13 protein-coding genes are annotated in these 19,515 nt (G+C 37.2%); 12 read left to right on the forward strand and 1 reads right to left on the reverse strand.

Annotation, left to right across the window (positions count from 1 at the left end; genetic code table 11):
* The first annotated feature begins 489 nt into the window (after nucleotides 1-489).
* The 6 genes from LG402_RS06615 (at nucleotide 490) to kdsB (ending at nucleotide 7,615) form a co-directional block, all read left to right on the forward strand.
* Nucleotides 490-2,748 (forward strand): DNA internalization-related competence protein ComEC/Rec2, encoded by a 2,259-nt coding sequence (locus LG402_RS06615; protein WP_227336652.1) that lies wholly within the window; start codon nucleotides 490-492, stop codon nucleotides 2,746-2,748.
* Between the two features lie 36 nt (nucleotides 2,749-2,784).
* A complete protein-coding gene (msbA, locus tag LG402_RS06620) occupies nucleotides 2,785-4,530 on the forward strand; it encodes a lipid A ABC transporter ATP-binding protein/permease MsbA (RefSeq protein WP_109408799.1) in 1,746 nt (581 codons plus the stop codon).
* A complete protein-coding gene (lpxK, locus tag LG402_RS06625; RefSeq protein WP_166539634.1) occupies nucleotides 4,527-5,516 on the forward strand; it encodes a tetraacyldisaccharide 4'-kinase in 990 nt (329 codons plus the stop codon). Before msbA ends, lpxK begins: the two co-directional genes overlap by 4 nt.
* A gap of 522 nt (nucleotides 5,517-6,038) precedes the next feature.
* Nucleotides 6,039-6,254, forward strand: coding sequence for a cold-shock protein (locus LG402_RS06630; RefSeq protein WP_023581324.1), 216 nt, complete (start codon nucleotides 6,039-6,041; stop codon nucleotides 6,252-6,254).
* A gap of 415 nt (nucleotides 6,255-6,669) precedes the next feature.
* The gene (locus LG402_RS06635) at nucleotides 6,670-6,849 is read left to right on the forward strand and encodes a Trm112 family protein (RefSeq protein ID WP_004244593.1); all 180 of its coding nucleotides are present in this window, start codon (nucleotides 6,670-6,672) and stop codon (nucleotides 6,847-6,849) included.
* Between the two features lie 4 nt (nucleotides 6,850-6,853).
* Nucleotides 6,854-7,615 carry a 3-deoxy-manno-octulosonate cytidylyltransferase gene (gene kdsB, locus LG402_RS06640; protein WP_099074994.1) on the forward strand — a complete coding sequence of 254 codons (762 nt, stop codon included), beginning with the start codon at nucleotides 6,854-6,856 and terminating at the stop codon, nucleotides 7,613-7,615.
* Nucleotides 7,616-7,695: 80 nt separating this feature from the next.
* Here the strand turns inward: kdsB and elyC are convergent, their stop codons facing one another.
* A complete protein-coding gene (gene elyC, locus LG402_RS06645) occupies nucleotides 7,696-8,526 on the reverse strand; it encodes an envelope biogenesis factor ElyC (RefSeq protein ID WP_166539633.1) in 831 nt (276 codons plus the stop codon).
* 375 nt (nucleotides 8,527-8,901) lie between these two features.
* Between elyC and cmoM the strand changes: the two genes are divergently transcribed.
* The 6 genes from cmoM (at nucleotide 8,902) to ldtD (ending at nucleotide 19,195) form a co-directional block, all read left to right on the forward strand.
* A complete protein-coding gene (gene cmoM, locus LG402_RS06650; protein WP_166539632.1) occupies nucleotides 8,902-9,675 on the forward strand; it encodes a tRNA uridine 5-oxyacetic acid(34) methyltransferase CmoM in 774 nt (257 codons plus the stop codon).
* Between the two features lie 9 nt (nucleotides 9,676-9,684).
* Complete coding sequence (gene mukF / locus LG402_RS06655; RefSeq protein WP_072069667.1) at nucleotides 9,685-11,007, forward strand: chromosome partition protein MukF; 1,323 nt, start codon at nucleotides 9,685-9,687, stop codon at nucleotides 11,005-11,007.
* Nucleotides 10,988-11,719, forward strand: a complete 732-nt coding sequence (gene mukE, locus LG402_RS06660) for a chromosome partition protein MukE (protein WP_166539631.1) — start codon at nucleotides 10,988-10,990, stop codon at nucleotides 11,717-11,719. Before mukF ends, mukE begins: the two co-directional genes overlap by 20 nt.
* Nucleotides 11,716-16,176, forward strand: coding sequence for a chromosome partition protein MukB (mukB, locus tag LG402_RS06665; protein WP_227336653.1), 4,461 nt, complete (start codon nucleotides 11,716-11,718; stop codon nucleotides 16,174-16,176). Before mukE ends, mukB begins: the two co-directional genes overlap by 4 nt.
* 225 nt (nucleotides 16,177-16,401) lie before the next feature.
* Nucleotides 16,402-17,115, forward strand: a complete 714-nt coding sequence (gene aphA, locus LG402_RS06670; protein WP_109408805.1) for an acid phosphatase AphA — start codon at nucleotides 16,402-16,404, stop codon at nucleotides 17,113-17,115.
* Between the two features lie 352 nt (nucleotides 17,116-17,467).
* Nucleotides 17,468-19,195, forward strand: coding sequence for a L,D-transpeptidase (ldtD, locus tag LG402_RS06675; protein WP_227336654.1), 1,728 nt, complete (start codon nucleotides 17,468-17,470; stop codon nucleotides 19,193-19,195).
* Nucleotides 19,196-19,515 lie beyond the last annotated feature (320 nt).

Genomic DNA, 19,515 nt, shown 5'->3' on the forward strand with positions numbered 1-19,515 from the left:
AAACGGTACTTCGGTGCCGTTTTTTATTATCTTTTATTTGTGTTGATTATTTTTGATTGCTTCCATTGGTTAGTTTTTGATTGTTATTCCTTTACTTCATTTACCATATCTATTTATTTTCCTTTTTTATTTTCCTTTTTTATTTTCTTTCTTACTTTTCTTTGTATTACTTTATTGTACTTTGAACGTTATTTCTTGATTTAATTATCATAATTGTTGATTTGTTTTGTTTTTTTCGAGTTTGTTCTCAAAATATAATGTATACGACAATAAAAAAATTTCTTTTTATAAAGAAGCGCGAAAAAACGTTTTAAAGAGCTACCTTTAATAAAAATATAACTTCATGATATTTAAAGATACTTATGAAGGGATGCAAAAATGATTTTATTGAGAGGAATAATAAGTATTTTGAGGTTAAAAATATTATCAATAAAACAATACTTTTTTTATTCAAAATATTATCAACGATTCTATTTTACAACACTGAGTTTGGATAGTATCGCTCTAGCAATATTATTAGGTTGTCTACCTCTATTATTTCAACATACACTTTTTAGTTTAACGACTTATTATATTGTAATTATTATTGCAATATCTTTATTACTTATTCCTTTTTCATTAATTCGTTTCTTAGCATTGTTTTTATTCTTCTGGGTTTATTCTAATCTTATCGCATACTCATTGATGGTAAAAACAACTCAACTTGTTGATAATATTGTGTCATTTGAAACAAATATTGTTGAATATCGTCAATTATCAGATGGTAATATTATTATCAAAATTCCCATTCCCAAAGAGACATTTTTTTCATCTTCTATTTACGCCAACGTATATTGGAGAAATCCACCTAAAAATATCGAAATAGGGCAATTTTGGAAATTTAAAATTCAATTTAAAGCTGTACACAGCTATTTAAATGAAGGTGGATTTGATAGCCAAAAATATGCAGTCTCTAAAAAAGAAACCTTAACAGGAAAAGTGATGTTAGCTACATTCGTTCATGCTGATATTTCGCTACGCACTCAATTTATTCATTCTCTTTTAACCTATTGGCAAACAGCAAAAAATAAAGGTGAGATTATTGCGTTAGTTCTAGGTGATAAACGTGATATAGAGCATGAAAGAAAAGATCTTTATATGAAAACGGGAGTTGCACATCTTATTGTTATATCGGGATTGCATATCGGGTTAGCTGCACTTGTAGGGTGGGTTATAGCAAGGGCTCTTCAGTTTTTATTTCCCATTAAATGGATAAATACACAATTTCCATTGTTGATAGCTTGGGGATGTGGTGTATTCTATGCGACTTTATCGGGCTGGGGAATACCTGCAACAAGAGCTGTTATCGGATTAAGTGTTTGGGTGATCTTACATTGGCAAAGCCGATTATTTCTGCCTTGGCAATGGGCTCTTTGGAGCGCTGCCCTTATATTGATTGTTGAACCACTATCGATACTTTCAGCCAGTTTTTGGCTTTCGTTTTCTGCTGTATTTGCCATTATTTTTTGGTATTGGATGTATCCATTAAAAGCTAAATATAATCATCAAAAACGATGGTTTATTTTAAGACTAATTCACTTACAATTTGGATTGCTAATTATTTTATTACCGTTTCAATTCTATTTGTTTGGTGGTGCTAATTTTTTTAGTTTTATTGTTAATTTATGGGCAGTTCCTATTGTTTCATTTATTACAGTACCATTAATAATGTTTGGATTATTGACATCCTTTTTTTCATTTTTACAACCAATAATTTGGCACTGGGTTGATCTCTCTATTAATCTTGCTTTTTGGTGTGCTCCTTTATTTTTACCTTATTGGCAATATAGTGGTGCTATTCCTTTTTTATTGGGGTTTTTAGGTGTTGGTATTATTGCAATTATAAAAATGTCATGGTGGCGTCATCATTTTATTTTGCTTATTGCTATTGGTATTCTTTTATATTGTGAACTCACAACTTTCTCACGTTATCAATGGCGTATGTCTATGTTAGATGTTGGCCATGGCTTAGCTATTATTCTTGAAAAAGATAGAGAAGCGATTATTTATGACACAGGAATACGCTGGAAAAGTGGTGGTTCAATTGCAAAAAGTGTCATTATTCCTTATTTAAAATATCATCGGCTTAATCCTGTGGCATTAATCATCAGCCATGACCATTTAGATCATACGGGAGGTATTGATGATTTAATGATGGCTTATCCCAATTTAACACTTCGTAGTAGCTTTGATAATTCTTCACATTTACCCTGCTTACAGGGTGAATCATGGCAATGGAAAGGGGTTAAGTTTGATGCATTATGGCCACCAAATAAAGTTCTCTCACCTAAAAATAATCAATCATGTGTGATCAATGTAAGTGATGGTAAACATAATATACTGTTGACAGGTGACATTGAAAAAGAGGCGGAAATACAATTAATAAGGTCGAAAAATCGCCAATTAAGCGCTGATATTTTACAGGTTCCTCATCATGGTAGCCAAACATCGTCCACATTGGCGTTTATTCAAACAGTGTCGCCTAAATTTGCACTCGTTTCTGCTGCTCGTTATAGCCTTTGGCGTTTACCTTCTGATAAAGTACATCTTCGTTATAAAAAAGAAGCTATTAATTGGCTAACAACCTCTATTAGTGGGCAGATTTCGATCGAGTTTAATCAAGATAATATTGATGTATTTACCTATAGACGAGATATTTTACCTCGCTGGTATCATCAGTGGTTTGGTGTTTTGACGTTTCCCGAGTAGAATGACCGGCTAATTATTAAAAGTTTGGTAATATATATGAATGATATAGACCTATCAACGTGGCAAACATTCCGACGCTTATGGCCGATGATTCGGATTTTCAAAGCGGGTTTGATCGCTGCAGCAATTGCATTAATCATCAATGCGGGTGTGGATGCATTTATGATTTCTTTATTAAAACCACTGCTTGATGAAGGTTTTGGTAAAGCAAGTAATGACGTATTAAAATGGATGCCGATTGCTGTTATTGGACTGATAGTTCTGCGTGGTATATCTAACTTTATTTCAAGTTACTGTCTTTCTTGGGTATCTGGGAAAGTTGTAATGAATATGCGTCGCCGACTGTTTTCCCACATTATGGGAATGCCGGTGAGCTTTTTTGACCAGCAATCAACAGGAACTTTGCTTTCTCGTATTACATATGATTCAGAGCAAGTTGCGTCTTCATCATCAGGTGCATTAATTACAGTTGTTCGTGAAGGTGCCTACATTATCGGGCTCTTTGGCTTGATGTTTTACTATAGTTGGCAATTATCCATGATCCTCATTGTTATTGCCCCTATTGTTGCTATTGTTATTCGTTTGGTATCAACACGTTTTAGAACGATTAGTAAACGTATTCAAAATAGCATGGGACAAGTAACAACTAGCGCTGAACAGATGCTGAAAGGACATAAAGAAGTACTTATTTTTAATGGTCAAGAAGTAGAGAATAAGCGCTTTAATCATGTGAGTAACCATATTCGTCGCCAAGGTATGCGTATGGTTGTTGCATCGTCAATTTCAGATCCTATTATTCAATTAATTGCTTCCTTTGCGTTAGCATTTGTTCTGTACGCGGCTAGTTTCCCTGACATTATGGATACATTAACTGCAGGTACAATCACCGTTGTTTTCTCATCAATGGTTGCATTAATGCGCCCATTGAAATCATTGACGAATGTGAATGCTCAGTTCCAAAGAGGTATGGCAGCTTGCCAGACATTATTTGCTATTCTCGATATGGAACAAGAGAAAGACACAGGTAAACTAGAACTGAAAAAACCAACGGGTGATATTGAATTCCGTAATGTGACTTTCCAGTATGTGACAAAAGATACTCCTGCCTTGAAAAATATGTCATTTACTATTCCAGCAGGAAAAACTGTTGCATTAGTGGGACGTTCTGGTTCAGGTAAGTCAACAATAGCGAATCTGATCACGCGTTTCTATGACATCAATGAAGGGCAAATATTGATTAATGGTCATGATATTCGTGAATACACGTTGAAATCTTTACGTAATCAAGTTGCTCTTGTTTCTCAAAATGTTCACTTATTTAATGAAACAGTAGCAAATAATATTGTTTATGCTTGTGAAGACCAATACAGTCGTGAAGATATCGAAAAAGCAGCCAAAATGGCGCATGCAATGGACTTTATTAATAAAATGGATAAAGGCCTAGATACCGAAATTGGCGAAAATGGTGTTCTGCTTTCAGGTGGACAACGTCAACGTATCGCGATAGCGAGGGCTTTACTACGTGATTCACCAATTCTTATCCTTGATGAAGCTACATCGGCACTTGATACAGAATCTGAACGTGCTATTCAATCAGCTCTTGATGAACTGCAAAAAAATAGAACCTCTTTAGTGATTGCTCACCGATTATCAACCATTGAAAAAGCGGATGAAATTTTAGTTATTGAAGATGGTGAAATTGTTGAACGTGGCTCACACATTGATTTAATCGATCAAAAAGGTGTTTATGCTCAACTTCACAGGATGCAATTTGGTAAATGATTGAACGGATTTGGTCTGGTAAATCTTGGTTTTATCTCCTCTTACTTCCATTTTCATGGTTGTACGGCGCGATTACTCTATTAAGGCGCTTTGCATATCAAAAAGGATGGTTGTCATCATGGAAAGCCTCTGTTCCTGTTGTGGTTGTTGGTAACTTAACAGCAGGTGGCAATGGTAAAACCCCCGTTGTTATATGGCTTGTTGAGCAATTAATACTGCAAGGATTTAAACCAGGCATTGTTTCCCGTGGTTATGGCGGGAAATCAGATCATTATCCATTACTACTAACATCAGAGACCACACCTGCAATGGCAGGTGATGAGCCTGTGTTAATTTATCATCGAACAGGTGCACCTGTTGCGGTTGCACCTGTTCGACGAGATGCAGTAAAAGCCTTATTAGCACAACATGAACTTGATGTGATTATCACTGATGATGGCTTACAGCATTATGCACTACAGCGTGATTATGAAATTGTTGTTATCGATGGGCAGCGTCGATTTGGTAATGGCTGGTGGCTTCCTGCTGGCCCTATGCGGGAACGTGCGAGTCGCTTACATTCAGTCGATGCAATTATTGTTAATGGTGGTTTAAGCCAAGATAATGAGATAGCAATGGTTTTAGCGGGTGATATTGCAGTGAACCTTAAGACGGGTGAGAAAAAGCCAGTTCAACAGATAGCTAAAGCGGTAGCAATAGCTGGCATTGGTCATCCTCCTCGTTTTTTTAATTCTTTGCGCGAAAAAGGAATTGAATTAATTTCAACTCAAGCATTTAGTGATCACAGTGATTACAGCGCCAAAGAATTACAAGATTTAACACCTTTCAATGAAACTCTTATTATGACAGAAAAAGATGCTGTTAAATGTCAGCATTTTGCTCAAGAAAATTGGTGGTATTTGCCAGTCAGCGCTGAGTTAAATAGCCAATCTGTGCTAAAACAAGTCAGCAATTTAATTTACGGCTCGAAAAAAACTTGTATCTGATCTGAAACAATGATATTTATAGTGGAAATCAGGATAGCGTTACATAAAAGATTACCTACCCACAGTCGCATATCGCTTTTGTCGTAGTTCAATTTAACTCGCCAATACCCTATCTACTCAAAAGCCTTGTGTGGAGATTTTGTGGATCTTTAATGTAGACGTAATACTTTTATGCTGTGAATGCAATAGGCTTTGCACCTAATGGATTGTAGAAACTATTTTGAATGGTGATTATTAATCCTCCTTATATACGGTTATTTTATTTATAGGTGCGCAATAAAATATCTTCCTCATGTCATCTTTTTGTCATGTTGATACTGTAAATATTGATTGAGCCTTAGAATATTCATCAAGTTTAGCTATCACGGTTTTGAACATTTATATTAAATAATAAAATGCACTACTTAAATTAATGTGTTCAGAATTTAATTGGGGTTTTATATAAGAAGACATAATAAAAAGTAGGATGCATTAGTATAGAAAAATAAAAACTATACGAAGAACAAAAGGAGTTTATCTATCATGACATTACAATTAAGAATGGGTCGCGTTAAATGGTTCGACAATAACAAAGGTTATGGTCTTATTGTTGCAAGAGATATTGAACAAGAAGTTTATGTCAATAAAAAAGCGATTGCCAATACAAAAAACAAAGCATTAACAGAAGGTCAAGACGTTGAATTTTCTGTTATCAGAACAGCCGCCGGCCTAGAAGCTGCTGATGTTATCGGATTTTAAATAAGGTTTTACCTTGTTGATGATGTAGTAGAAACGATAGTTTAACACTGAGATTAAATTATCGTTTATACCTATTTTGGGGCAGGTAAGGTCAAATAGCTTACTACCAAACCGAATAAGTAATATAAAAGAGTTATAACGTTAATTAGAATGCAATAAAGATAATAAAAAGGTTAAATTATTATCAATAAAAGTGGAATGTAATTCTTTATTAATGATGTTGCAGACTCAACGATAAAAAGCCACATTAATGTGGCTTTTTTGTTGCTTATAGTAAAAAAGAAAATAATAAATTTATTAATAACCAAAATAATTTTCGAATTATCACTAAACGAGAGGCTTTGAGTATTAACGCTGATCCTTCCTTATGATATCCTTTTGCTATATAAAATGATTAACCCTTGAGAGGGAAAAAATGGATCACCGCTTACTTGAAATTATTGCTTGTCCAGTTTGCCACGGCAAACTTATCTTTGATAAAGAAAATTCAGAGCTTATCTGCAAAATTGATCATTTAGCTTATCCTGTTCGTGACAATATCCCCGTTCTTCTGGAGAATGAAGCAAGAGAATTATCACTAGAAGAGGAAAAGTAACTTCATGTTCACGGTCATAATCCCTGGTCGATATGCATCGACCCGCTTACCGGGTAAACCCCTCGCGGATATTCACGGTAAACCTATGATTGTTCGTGTTATGGAACAGGCTATGCGTTCTGGTGCAAACCGTGTCATTGTCGCAACCGATAACTTAGATGTTGTTGCCGCTGTGGAAAAAGCGGGTGGGGAAGCCTGTATGACCCGAGAAGATCACCATTCGGGTACAGAACGTTTAGCTGAAGTCATTGAAAAATACCAATTTGCAGATGACGAGATAATCGTTAACGTACAAGGTGATGAACCTCTTATTCCTCCCGCAATTATTACTCAAGTTGCTGAAAATTTAGCAAGTTGTGGTGCAGGAATGGCAACATTGGCAGTGCCTATTGTTGATTCAAAAGAAGCGTTTAATCCTAATGCAGTGAAAGTGGTTATGGATGCAAAAGGTTTCGCACTTTATTTTTCTCGTGCAACCATTCCTTGGGAAAGAGACCGTTTTAACTTATCACACGATGAAATTGGTGAGCATTATCTCCGCCATATTGGGATTTATGCTTATCGCGCTGGCTTTATACGTCGATATATTACTTGGGAGCCAAGCCCATTAGAATCTATTGAAATGTTAGAGCAACTGCGGGTATTGTGGTATGGCGAAAAAATCCATGTTGCAAAAGCATTAGAAGTTCCTGGTGTGGGTGTTGACACTCAAGATGATCTTATTGCAGCCAGAGCTGCATATCGAGCACTTAACCAAGAGTTCTGATCTTTTAACGGACACAAATCAATTTCAACGGCACTTAAATTAAGTGCCGTTTTTGTATCAGTAAGCAAAAATATTTCTAATTACTGGTTTTCTTCTTTATCTGATTGATGACTTTCATTTTCAGAAATAGTAGCGGGTTGCCCAGCAGGTTTAACTGATTGCCACATTGAGCCTAAAAACTCATACCATGCACGTTCACTATGCTGAAAATATGTCGCTGAAGGGAAATATTTTTCCCAAGGATGTAATGGTGAAGTGATAGCCAATTGATTAGCTGGTGCAACGATAGGTTTCATGCCTCTGGCTAAAAAGAAACGTTCAGCGCGTGCTAAATGGTTAGCGGACGTCACAAGTAAAAAGGGTTTCTTACCAATTAATTTATCAACTTCATAGGCTTCTTCTTCAGTATCTTTCGGTGTTGATAATGCGATAGTCCTTTCAGGAGGTACACCCAAAGATTGTGCTACCTGAGCCGCTACCTCAGCACTACTTATCTGATTAACACCTGCACCACCTGTAAAAATTAGCATCGCATTAGGATTACGATAATAGAGTCTTACACCTTCAGCAACACGAAATAGACTATTGTTAAGAAGATTAGAACTGGGTGCCCAATCGGGGTTATAAGTAAATCCACCACCCAAAACAACAATATAGTTCACATCTTGTTGTGAATTTTCTCGTAATTCATAACGAGCTTGATACTCTTTTTCACTTGGCATTAATAGTGTATCAGCAACAGGCTGTATGCCTAAAATCGTCAATAAAATAAGAACAACAGTGAGTAGGCTTTTTCCAGTTTTTTGCCAACGAGTAAACCAAAGTAGTGCTAATGCAAAAAAGGCGATTAATAAGAGCAAAGGCAAGGGCATCAGAAAGCCTGCAACATATTTTTTGAGCAAAAACAGCATAAATCATCCTAGATTGAGTGAAATACATGCAATTGATAGCGAAAGCTTAGTGAAAACTAGGGGAATTCCAAGACGTTGTGTCAAAATAGCTAACACAACAACGTTTCACTAAGTTTTCATCAATAGAAATAAAGAACCGTTTAATTATTTATAAAACGATAAACGTTTGAACGTTAATTTTTTCATTAATAAGCGTTATATTTATACTGCGCTTTGCGAATAATCTGATTCATGACTTATTTCTTTAGAGAAAACAGTCAGTATCATAGAACACTGGTAAAATTGCCGTCTTTATTTATGTACAGTGTCTCATATTTTTGAATTTATCAGAACGCAAAGAGCGCAAGTAGTAAGTTGTTATCATGAGGCGTTTTAATGTCAGATCGTAATTTTGACGATATTGCAGATAAATTCTCCCGCAATATCTATGGCACAACAAAGGGTAAAATACGTCAAGCGGTGATTTGGGAAGATTTACAACAATTATTGACCCTCTTACCTAGCCGGAGTTTGCGTATTTTAGATGCAGGTGGAGGTGAAGGTTATTTCTCTCGTCAGCTTGCTAAATTAGGACACCAAATTATCTTATGTGATTTATCACAAGAGATGCTAAATCGTGCACAAGAGGCTGCGATTGAAGAGGGTGTTGTCGAGAACATGACGTTTATTTGTTGTGCAGCTCAAGAGATTAAAGAGCATATAGATGAAGGGGTTGACTTAATTCTATTTCATGCAGTATTGGAATGGATCACGGATCAGAAAGACGCCGTAAATGTTCTTACCGATATGTTGTTACCTAATGGTATCTTATCGCTGATGTTTTACAATGCGAATGGTATTGTCATGAGAAATGCGATATTGGGGAATTTTCATCTGGCAAATCCTGAAATTCCTCGAAGAAGAAAAAAATCATTATCGCCTCAAAATCCATTGCAACCTGAAGATGTTTATCAATGGCTGACAGAATTTTCAATGACAATATTAGGAAAAACGGGAGTTCGTGTTTTTCATGATTATTTACAAAGTCGCCAGTTGCAAAATAAAGATTTTCCATCGTTGCTCGCATTAGAGCAACGTTATTGTCGGCAAGAGCCCTATATCAGTCTGGGGCGTTACATTCATGTCATGGCACAAAAGCGTGTAAATTAAGGATGTACTATGAGTGATTTTACCCAGACCGTTCCTGAGTTAGTGTCTTGGGCGAGAAAAAATGATTTCTCAATCTCACTGCCACCTGAAAGATTAGCTTTTTTGATGGCAGTCGCTGTATTAAACAGTGAACGCCTTGATGGTGAAATTAGTGAAGGGGAGTTAATTGACGCCTTTAGAGAGGTCTGTAAAGGCTTTGAACAACCCGCAGAATCAATTCAAGTTCGTGCCAATAATGCCATTAATGATATGGTTAAGCAGCGGCTTTTTAACCGTTTTACCAGTGAATTGGTAGAAGGTAATGCAATATATCGGTTAACGCCGTTAGGTATTGGAATTAGTGATTATTATATTCGTCAACGTGAGTTTTCATCGTTACGTTTATCTATGCAGTTATCTATTGTAGCGGGAGAACTCGATTCTGCTGCAAGTTCTGCTGAAGATGGTGGCGATGAATATCATTGGCATCGTAATGTTTTTGCGCCACTGAAATATTCAGTTGCAGAAATTTTCGATAGCATTGATTTGTCACAGCGAATTATGGATGAACAGCAAAATACAGTAAAAGAAGATATTGCGGCATTATTAAATCAAGACTGGCAAGCTGCTATATCAAGCTGTGAACAACTGTTATCTGAAACCTCTGGCACATTAAGAGAGCTACAAGATACGCTTGAAGCCGCGGGTGATAAACTTCAAGCCAATCTATTGCGTATTCAAGAAGCAAACATGAATACAGGTCATGTTGATCAAATAGATACGTTAGTATTTGAGCTACAAAGTAAGCTAGACCGTATTATTAGTTGGGGTCAGCAATCTATTGATTTATGGATTGGCTATGATAGACACGTCCATAAATTTATTCGTACTGCGATAGACATGGATAAAAACCGTATATTCTCTCGTCGATTACGTCAATCAGTACAAAACTATTTCGACAGCCCATGGGCATTAACTTACGCTAATGCAGATAGGTTGTATGATATGCGTGATGAAGAACTGACTTTACGAGATGAAGAAGTTACAGGTGAATTACCTGAAGAACTCGAATATCAAATGTTCAGTGAAGTGAATGAACAAATAGCGCAATGGGTAGAGCAAGAGCTTGCTTCTTACAAATTAGAGCAAAGAGCATTAGATCTCAGTTCAGTATTAGTTGAATACCTTGATCGTTACCCGCAGCAGAAACATTTTGATGTTGCCCGTATTGTGATTGATCAGGCGGTACGATTAGGTGTAGCAAAAGCTGAGCTCGCAGGATTACCTGCAAAATGGTCAGAAATTAACGAATATGGAGCTAAGGTACAAGCGCATGTCATCGATACATACTGAACAATTTATGCCAGCAAAGTTGGCGCAGGCATTAGCGAACTCACTTTTTCCTGAACTGGATAGCCAGTTACGTGCAGGTCGACATATTGGTATAGATTCTCTGGATAATCATGCCTTCTTGATGGATTTTCAAGATGAATTGTCAGATTTTTATGCGCGTTATAATGTTGAATTAATCCGAGCTCCAGAAGGTTTCTTCTATCTACGTCCTCGCTCAACTACGCTTATTCCTCGTTCTGTACTGTCTGAAATGGATATGCTGGTGGGGAAAATTCTTTGTTATCTCTATCTTAGCCCAGAGCGATTAGCGAATCAGGGTATATTTACTGTTCAAGAGCTATTCGATGAATTAAGAACGCTAGCAGATGAAAATAAATTATTACGTTTAGTGAATCAGCGTTCCACCGGTTCTGATCTTGATTTGCAAAAACTGCAAGAAAAAATGAGAACCTCTCTGAATCGTTTACGTCGTTTAGGTATGATCTCATTCTTATTAAATGACTTACAGCGTTTTTCAATAACAGAATCAGTGTTCCGCTTTGGTGCTGATGTGCGCAGTGGTGATTCACCACTGGAAGCTCAAATGCGAATGATCCGTGATGGTGAAGCGATGGCGCTTGATACAGGATCAGAGACACCAAATGATGATGAAGAAAATGAAGATGAGCAATTACAATCAGGTGAAGATGATGCGGAGGAAGAAAATAAATGATTGAACGTGGAAAATTTCGCTCATTAACACTGATCAACTGGAATGGGTTCTTTGCTCGCACTTTTGACTTAGATGAATTGGTGACGACATTATCAGGCGGGAATGGTGCTGGTAAATCAACCACTATGGCCGCATTTATCACAGCAATGATCCCTGATCTGACTTTACTGCACTTTCGTAATACCACCGAAGCTGGATCAACAAGTGGTTCTCGTGATAAAGGTTTATATGGGAAGTTACGTCCTGGCGTCTGTTACGCTGTATTAGATGTGATCAACTCACGTCATTTACGTGCTGTGGTAGGGGTGCGTTTACAGCAGATTGCTGGTCGCGATAAAAAAGTTGATATCAAACCCTTTATGATCCAAGGGCTGCCGATGGCAGAAAACCCGACAGAAATTCTGACTCAAGCTGTTGCAGATCGCCAAGCAAGGGTTTTACCACTCAATGAATTAAAAGAAAAAGTTGAAGCCATTGATGGGGTTGTTTTCAGACAATTTAATTCAATTACTGACTTCCATGCAGTGATGTTCGATTTGGGGGTTATTCCTAAACGTTTACGTTCAGCGAGTGATCGCGCTAAATTTTATCGCTTAATTGAAGCTTCATTGTATGGTGGTATTTCAAGTGCGATTACACGCTCTCTACGTGATTATTTACTACCTGAAAATAGCGGAGTCAGAAAAGCTTTCCAAGATATGGAAGGCGCACTACGTGAAAACCGAATGACGCTTGAAGCTATTCGTGTCACTCAATCTGATCGTGACTTATTTAAGCACTTAATTACAGAAGCGACATCTTATGTTGCAGCTGACTATATGCGCCATGCCAATGAACGACGAGTTCATCTTGATGAAGCTTTAGAAGTTCGCCGTGAATTATGGAGCCAGAGAAAATCCATTAATAACGAGGCATATCGTTTTGTTGAAATGGGTAAAGAGCTGGAAGAGCAACAAGCACTTTCTTCTGATCTTGAAGCGGATTATCAAGCAGCAAGTGACCGATTAAACTTAGTGCAAAATGCGGTTCGTCAACAAGAAAAAATTGACCGTTATGTTGCCGATGTGGAAGAGATAACTTTTCGCTTAGAAGAACAAAGTGAAGTGGTTGAAGAAGCCGCGTCTAAGAAAGAAGAACTTGAAGCACGTGTAGAATCGGCAGAAGAAGAAGTCGATGAACTGAAAAATCAGTTAGCAGACTATCAGCAAGCATTAGATGTACAACAAACACGCGCTATCCAATATCGCCAAGCTGTACAGGCTTTAGAGCGTGCTAAAGCACAATGTGATATTGCTGATTTAGATGAAAGTAATGCTGATCAGTGGGCTGAACGGATCCAAGCAAAAATTCAAACCATTACTCATTCATTGCTTTCTATGGAGCAGAAACTCAATGTTTCTGAAGCTGCGAAAACACAATTTGATCAAGCCTATAAACTAGTGAGTTCAATTGTAGGTGAAGTTGAACGTCAAAATGCATGGGATGCTGCAAAAACGGCATTACGTGAATGGTCTTCTCATCGACACCAAGCGGATAGGGTTCATCCTATTCGTATGCAATTAGCAGAATTAGAGCAACGTTTACATCAGCGAAACAATGCTCAGCGCCAACTTGAAGAGTTTAACAAACATCATGGCAAATTGATGGAGCCAGATGATCTGTTAATTTTACAAGATGAGCTAGAAGCTAAAATTGAAGAGCTTAGCGATTATGTTAATGAGTCTGGCGAACATCGTATGCAAATGCGCCAAGAGCTGGATCAACTCAAACAACAAATTGAAAAGCTAAAAAAACAAGCCCCAGCATGGCTTGCGGCACAAGATGCATTAACGCAACTGTGTGAGCAAACTCGTCAATCTTTTGAAACGGGTCATCAAGTAACAGAATATATGCAACAGTTACTTGAAAAAGAGCGCGAAGCCACCGTATTACGTGATGAAACAGCAACACGCAAACAACAAATTGAAGCGCAAATTGAACGTTTAAGTCAGCCAAGTGGTGCTGAAGATGGACGGTTAATTACGTTAGCAGAGCGTTTTAATGGGGTTTTATTATCAGAGATTTATGATGATATTACATTAGATGATGCACCTTATTTCTCAGCGTTATATGGCCCAGCACGCCATGCTATTGTTGTACAGGACTTATCCCAAGTTCAGGCGCAATTAGAAACATTAGACGATTGCCCAGAAGATCTCTATTTTATCGAAGGCGATCCTCAATCTTTCGATGACAGTGTGTTTAATGCACAAGAGATGGATAAAGCGGTTCTTATCAAGAGCTCAGATAGACAATGGCGTTATTCTCGCTACCCTGAGATCCCACTTTTTGGTCGTGCCGCGCGTGAAAATCAATTAGAAATATTATCTCGTCAACGTGATGAACTTTCTGAACTTTATGCAACGCAAGCTTTTGATGTGCAAAAAATTCAACGTGCACACCATGCCTTTAGCCAATTTGTTGGGCAACATATTTCAGTTGCTTTTGAAGCTGATCCTGAAGCGGATATCCGCCAGCTTAATCAAAGACGTAATGAGCTAGAAAGAGCATTAGCACAGTATGAAGAAAGCACTCAGCAGCAACGCCAACATTATGCTCGTGCCAAAGAATCACTGAATTTGCTTAATAAACTGATCCCTCAAGTGAATATCTTGATGGATGAAACATTGATTGACCGTGTTGAAGAGCTACGTGAAGAGCTGTATGCCGCTGAAGAGTCTATGCGCCACTTACAGCGTCATGAAAAAGCACTCGCAACCCTAGAGCCTATTGCGTCAATTTTGCAAAGTGATCCACAAGAGCACGAGCAATTAACGCAAGACTACGAACAAGCAAAAGCAGAGCAACAACGTTATCAACAACAAGCTTTCTTGCTGGTGGAAGTAGTACAACGTCGTGCGCATTTTAGTTATAGCGATGCTGTTGAGATTGTGAGCGAAAATAGTGATCTTAATGAGAAACTACGCCACTGTTTAGAGATGGCAGAAACTGAACGCGCTACAGCAAGGGAGCTTTATCGCCAACAACAAGCACAATGTGCTCAATTTAATCAAGTGCTCGCATCATTAAAGAGTTCTTTTGATACTAAATCTGAATTGCTTAGAGAGCTTGAGCAGGAGATGCGTGATACGGGGATACATATTGATGTTGGAGCAGAAGTAAGAGCAAAAGAACTACGGGATCAACGTTATTCTGCAGTTAGTGCTAACCGTACTCGTATTAGCCAACTTGAACGCGATATCGCACTGAGTGAAGCCGAACGCGATAATCTGACCAAAAAAATTCGTAAACTTGAGCGTGATTACACTCAAATCCGAGAGCATGTTGTGAGTGCAAAAGCGGGTTGGTGTGCAGTGATGCGATTGGTGAAAGAAAATGGTATGGAACGTCGTTTACATCGCCGAGATTTCGCTTACCTTTCTGCTGATGAATTACGTTCAATGTCGGATAAGGCGCTAGGTGCATTACGTCAAGCTGTTGCTGATAATGAATATTTACGTGATGCATTACGTCGTTCTGAAGATGCTAAATATCCTGATCGTAAAGTTCAGTTCTTTATTGCGGTATATCAGCATTTAAGAGAGCGAATTCGCCAAGATATTATTAAAACCGATGATCCCGTTGATGCAATTGAACAGATGGAAATTGAGCTTGCTCGCTTAACGGAAGAACTGACAAGCCGTGAACAGAAATTAGCGATTAGCTCACGAAGTGTCGCGAATATTATTCGTAAAACTATTCAGCGTGAGCAAAATCGTATCCGTATGCTAAACCAAGGTTTACAAGCGGTTTCATTTGGCCAAGTGCGAGGAGTTCGACTTAACGTCAATATTCGTGAAAGCCATCAAGTGCTTCTTGATGTGTTATCAGAAGAAGATAATCAATACCAAGACTTATTTAAAAACCAAAACCTTACTTTCTCTGAAGCGATGGCGAAGCTCTATCAACGCTTAAATCCACAAGTAGATATTGGGCAACGTATGCCACAAACAGTGGGAGAGGAGCTGTTAGATTATCGTAATTATTTAGAAATGGATGTCGAGGTTAATCGTGGACCAGAAGGGTGGTTAAAAGCGGAAAGTGGCGCGTTATCAACCGGTGAAGCGATTGGTACTGGTATGTCAATTTTGGTGATGGTTGTACAAAGTTGGGAAGAAGAATCTCGACGCTTAAGAGGAAAAGATATTTCCCCTTGTCGTTTGCTTTTCCTCGATGAAGCTGCACGTTTGGATGCGAAATCTATTGCAACGCTATTCGAACTTTGTGATCGTTTAGATATGCAATTAATCATTGCAGCACCAGAAAATATCAGTCCAGAAAAAGGTACAACTTATAAACTCGTTCGTAAAGTGTTCAATGGTACTGAACATGTTCACGTTGTCGGTTTAAAAGGTTTTGGTCAACACGCAGAAAAAGATAAAATTGCATCATCAAATGTTGCTGAAATAACAGAATAATTTTATTTGGGTAATCAGCTACAAATAGGCAAATAGAAGGCGCTACGGGCATATACTCATAGTGCCTTCTTTTTTCAAAGTGTTAGATAGATCAAAAAATGAAAGTAAATTAACAAAAAAATGAAAATTTAAATGATACAACGTGCGCTATATCTCATTTAAATGTAAGCGTGATGTCTATGATTATTGCCGTATGTGATTAATATAAAAATTAAAGGAAAGAAAATGCGTAAAGTCACGTTAGCTTTTAGTGCAATTGCTTTAGCGTTAAGTTTAAATGGCGCGGCAATGGCAAAAGTTCATATGCCAGAAGTTGTAAACCCAGGTGTTACTGTTGCTCAATTAGCACAACAACAACCAATTAATTGGGTTTCTGTTGCAGAAATCGAGAAAAGTTTAGCTGGTCAAGCACCAATGGCTGTTGGTTTTGATATTGATGATACTGTTTTATTCTCAAGCCCAGGTTTTTACCGTGGTAAACTAGAATATTCTCCAAATGATTTCAGTTATCTGAAAAACCCAGAGTTCTGGGAAAAAATGAATAACGAGTGGGATAAATTCAGTATGCCTAAACAAGTCGGTATCGATCTTGTTCAAATGCACTTAAAACGTGGTGATACTGTTTATTTCATTACTGGTCGTACTCAAACTAAAACTGAGACTGTGACCAAATATGTTCAAGAAGGTTTAAATATCCCAGCTGATAAAATGCAACCTGTTATTTTCGCGGGTGACCAACCAGGCGCAAATAATAAAGTAAGCTGGATGCGTGATCATAAACTGAAAATTTACTACGGTGATGCTGATGCCGATATCGCAGCAGCAGATGAACTGAATATCCGTGGTATTCGTATTCTGCGTGCAGCTAACTCTTCTTACCAACCACTGCCAAAAGCAGGTCAGTTTGGTGAAGAAGTCGTTATCAATTCAGAATATTAATTTTTACCCTTTGTTTACCTTTATTTGTAAGGCGTAGGAAACTACGCCTTTTTTCTATCTAAAAAATACCTTTCATTTAAATAAATTTATTTAGCAAATTTTAATTCTTAATTTCTATAAAACGCTTACTTTTATTTGTCTGTTTTTTACCCTTTGGTTATTTTTCCATATAAAATAATATTGTGAATATAAAAACAGCAAAGTAGTCTTTTTATGATTAAATAAAATCAAATTCCCATCAAGGGTTTATAAAACTTTAAAAATATTAGTTTATTCCTATAAAACTCTTTTCCAAGCTCATCTAATATTCTAGGATACCAAAATAATAATAAGGGATGAGGGTAGAGGATTTATGGCGCACCAACCAATTAAAAGAGCAATCGCATATTCAGTTGTTATAGGCACACTGCTTTCAGGGCATTACGCTGTGGCAACTGAAACTGAATCAGTTGTGTTATCTACACCCGAAACAGAAACTGAGACATTAGTGCCTGTCATTAATGAAACGATGCTAGCACCCGCCAACGTGGCAATGAATATCCCACAAGTGACTGAGTTAGAGGCAAAAGCAAAGTTACAGTCGTGGCTCCCAATAGGATATAAACCATCATATTTAACTCAACTGGTAAAAGTCTACCAAGCGAATAACCTCGTACTTATTTGGCAAGATGAAAAAATCGCACAGCAATTACAAGAACAAATTGCAGAAGTGGCTATTTCAGGTATTCAGCCTCAATTTGGGCAATGGTTAGTACAATTAGAAACACCAGAGCTAACAAAAGAAGGGCGTGATATTATTTTATCAGACGCATTTCTTGGTTATATCAGTTTTGTTGAGCAAGTGAATAAATCAGGTGCATCTTTACTGTATCGTAATGCTGCACAAACTTTGCCATCACCATCGGATAAATTCGTGGTTGATCTACAACAAAATATTCAAAATAACACTTTAGGCAGTTTCGTTATTTCTTATGCACCTTCTCATCCTTATTACAGTTTAATGAAAGAAGAAGTGCGCAAGCAATTACATAGTGCGGTTGTTTGGCCTGAAATGAAAGGAACAGGATCATTAAAGCCAAATCAATCCTCTGAAGAAGTCTTAGCACTTAGACAAATTTTGCGCCATTTAAAACTGATCCCTGAATTAGCAGAAAATGAACAAGAAATTGCAACAACTGTTTATGATGCGCCTTTAGTTGCGACTGTTAAATTATTTCAAACGGCTCATGGGTTAGAGCCAGATGGTGTTATAGGGCGACAAACGCGAGTGTGGTTGAATATAACCCCCGCACAACGTGCCAGTATTATGGCATTAAATATTCAACGTCTTCGGTTAACACCGGCCATAGGTGATACTGGAATTTGGGTGAATATTCCTGATTTTTCACTCTATTTTTATGCCAATAATGAGCTTATTCTTGATTCAAAAGTGATTGTTGGCAGACCAGATAGAAAAACGCCGATTATGAGCAGCGCGCTGAACAATGTAGTGGTTAATCCACCTTGGAATGTGCCAACAAGCATGACACGTAAAGATATTGTGCCTAGAGGTAAAGCTGATCCTAGCTACTTTAGCCGTAAGGGATATACCATTTACTCTGGATGGGGAAATGATGCTTACCCAATTAATCCGTATGATATTGATTGGCAAAATATGAGTGCAAATAATTTCCCTTACCGAATTTGGCAGGCTCCGGGGCCAACAAACTCATTAGGGCGTTATAAATTTAATATGCCAAATTCAGATGCGATATATCTGCATGACACTCCAAATCATTCATTATTCTCAAAAAACATGAGAGCAATCAGTTCAGGTTGTATTCGTGTAAATAAAGCCTCTGAGCTTGCTTCAATTTTATTGGGTGATGCAGGATGGAAACAAGATAGAATTGATGCGGCATTAAAACGTGGTTCAACACAATATGCCCCAATTCCTGAACGTATCCCAGTTTATTTATATTATCAAACCGCATGGGTAGCGCAGGAAAATGCACCTCAATATCGTGCAGATATTTATGGTTATGACAAAAGCATTTCAAATGCCCAACCTTATTTAGAGAATATTAAGAAATACTTGTAATATAAAAAAGTATAAATTGAATAAAGGGCGGCTAAATTGGTCGCCCTTTATTTATATATAAATCAATGAGATATTTTTATATATTGTATTTTTTAATAAGAAAAATGAAAGAGTAATAAATATACAAAATATTTTTAAAATTTCTATTAAAAATAGAATGATAAAAAGAGTCTTTAGTATAAATAACTAAATTAATAAGATTTGAAATGCTGATAAATTAAAATGAATTGTTATTTACAATACTATACAAACCATAAGAAACAATTCGGGAAAAATATTGTCATAATAAAGGTTCTTCCTCCTAAAATAATTTTTTGAGT

Origin of the sequence: Proteus sp. NMG38-2 (genome assembly GCF_020640995.1) — a bacterium.
GTDB lineage: Bacteria > Pseudomonadota > Gammaproteobacteria > Enterobacterales > Enterobacteriaceae > Proteus.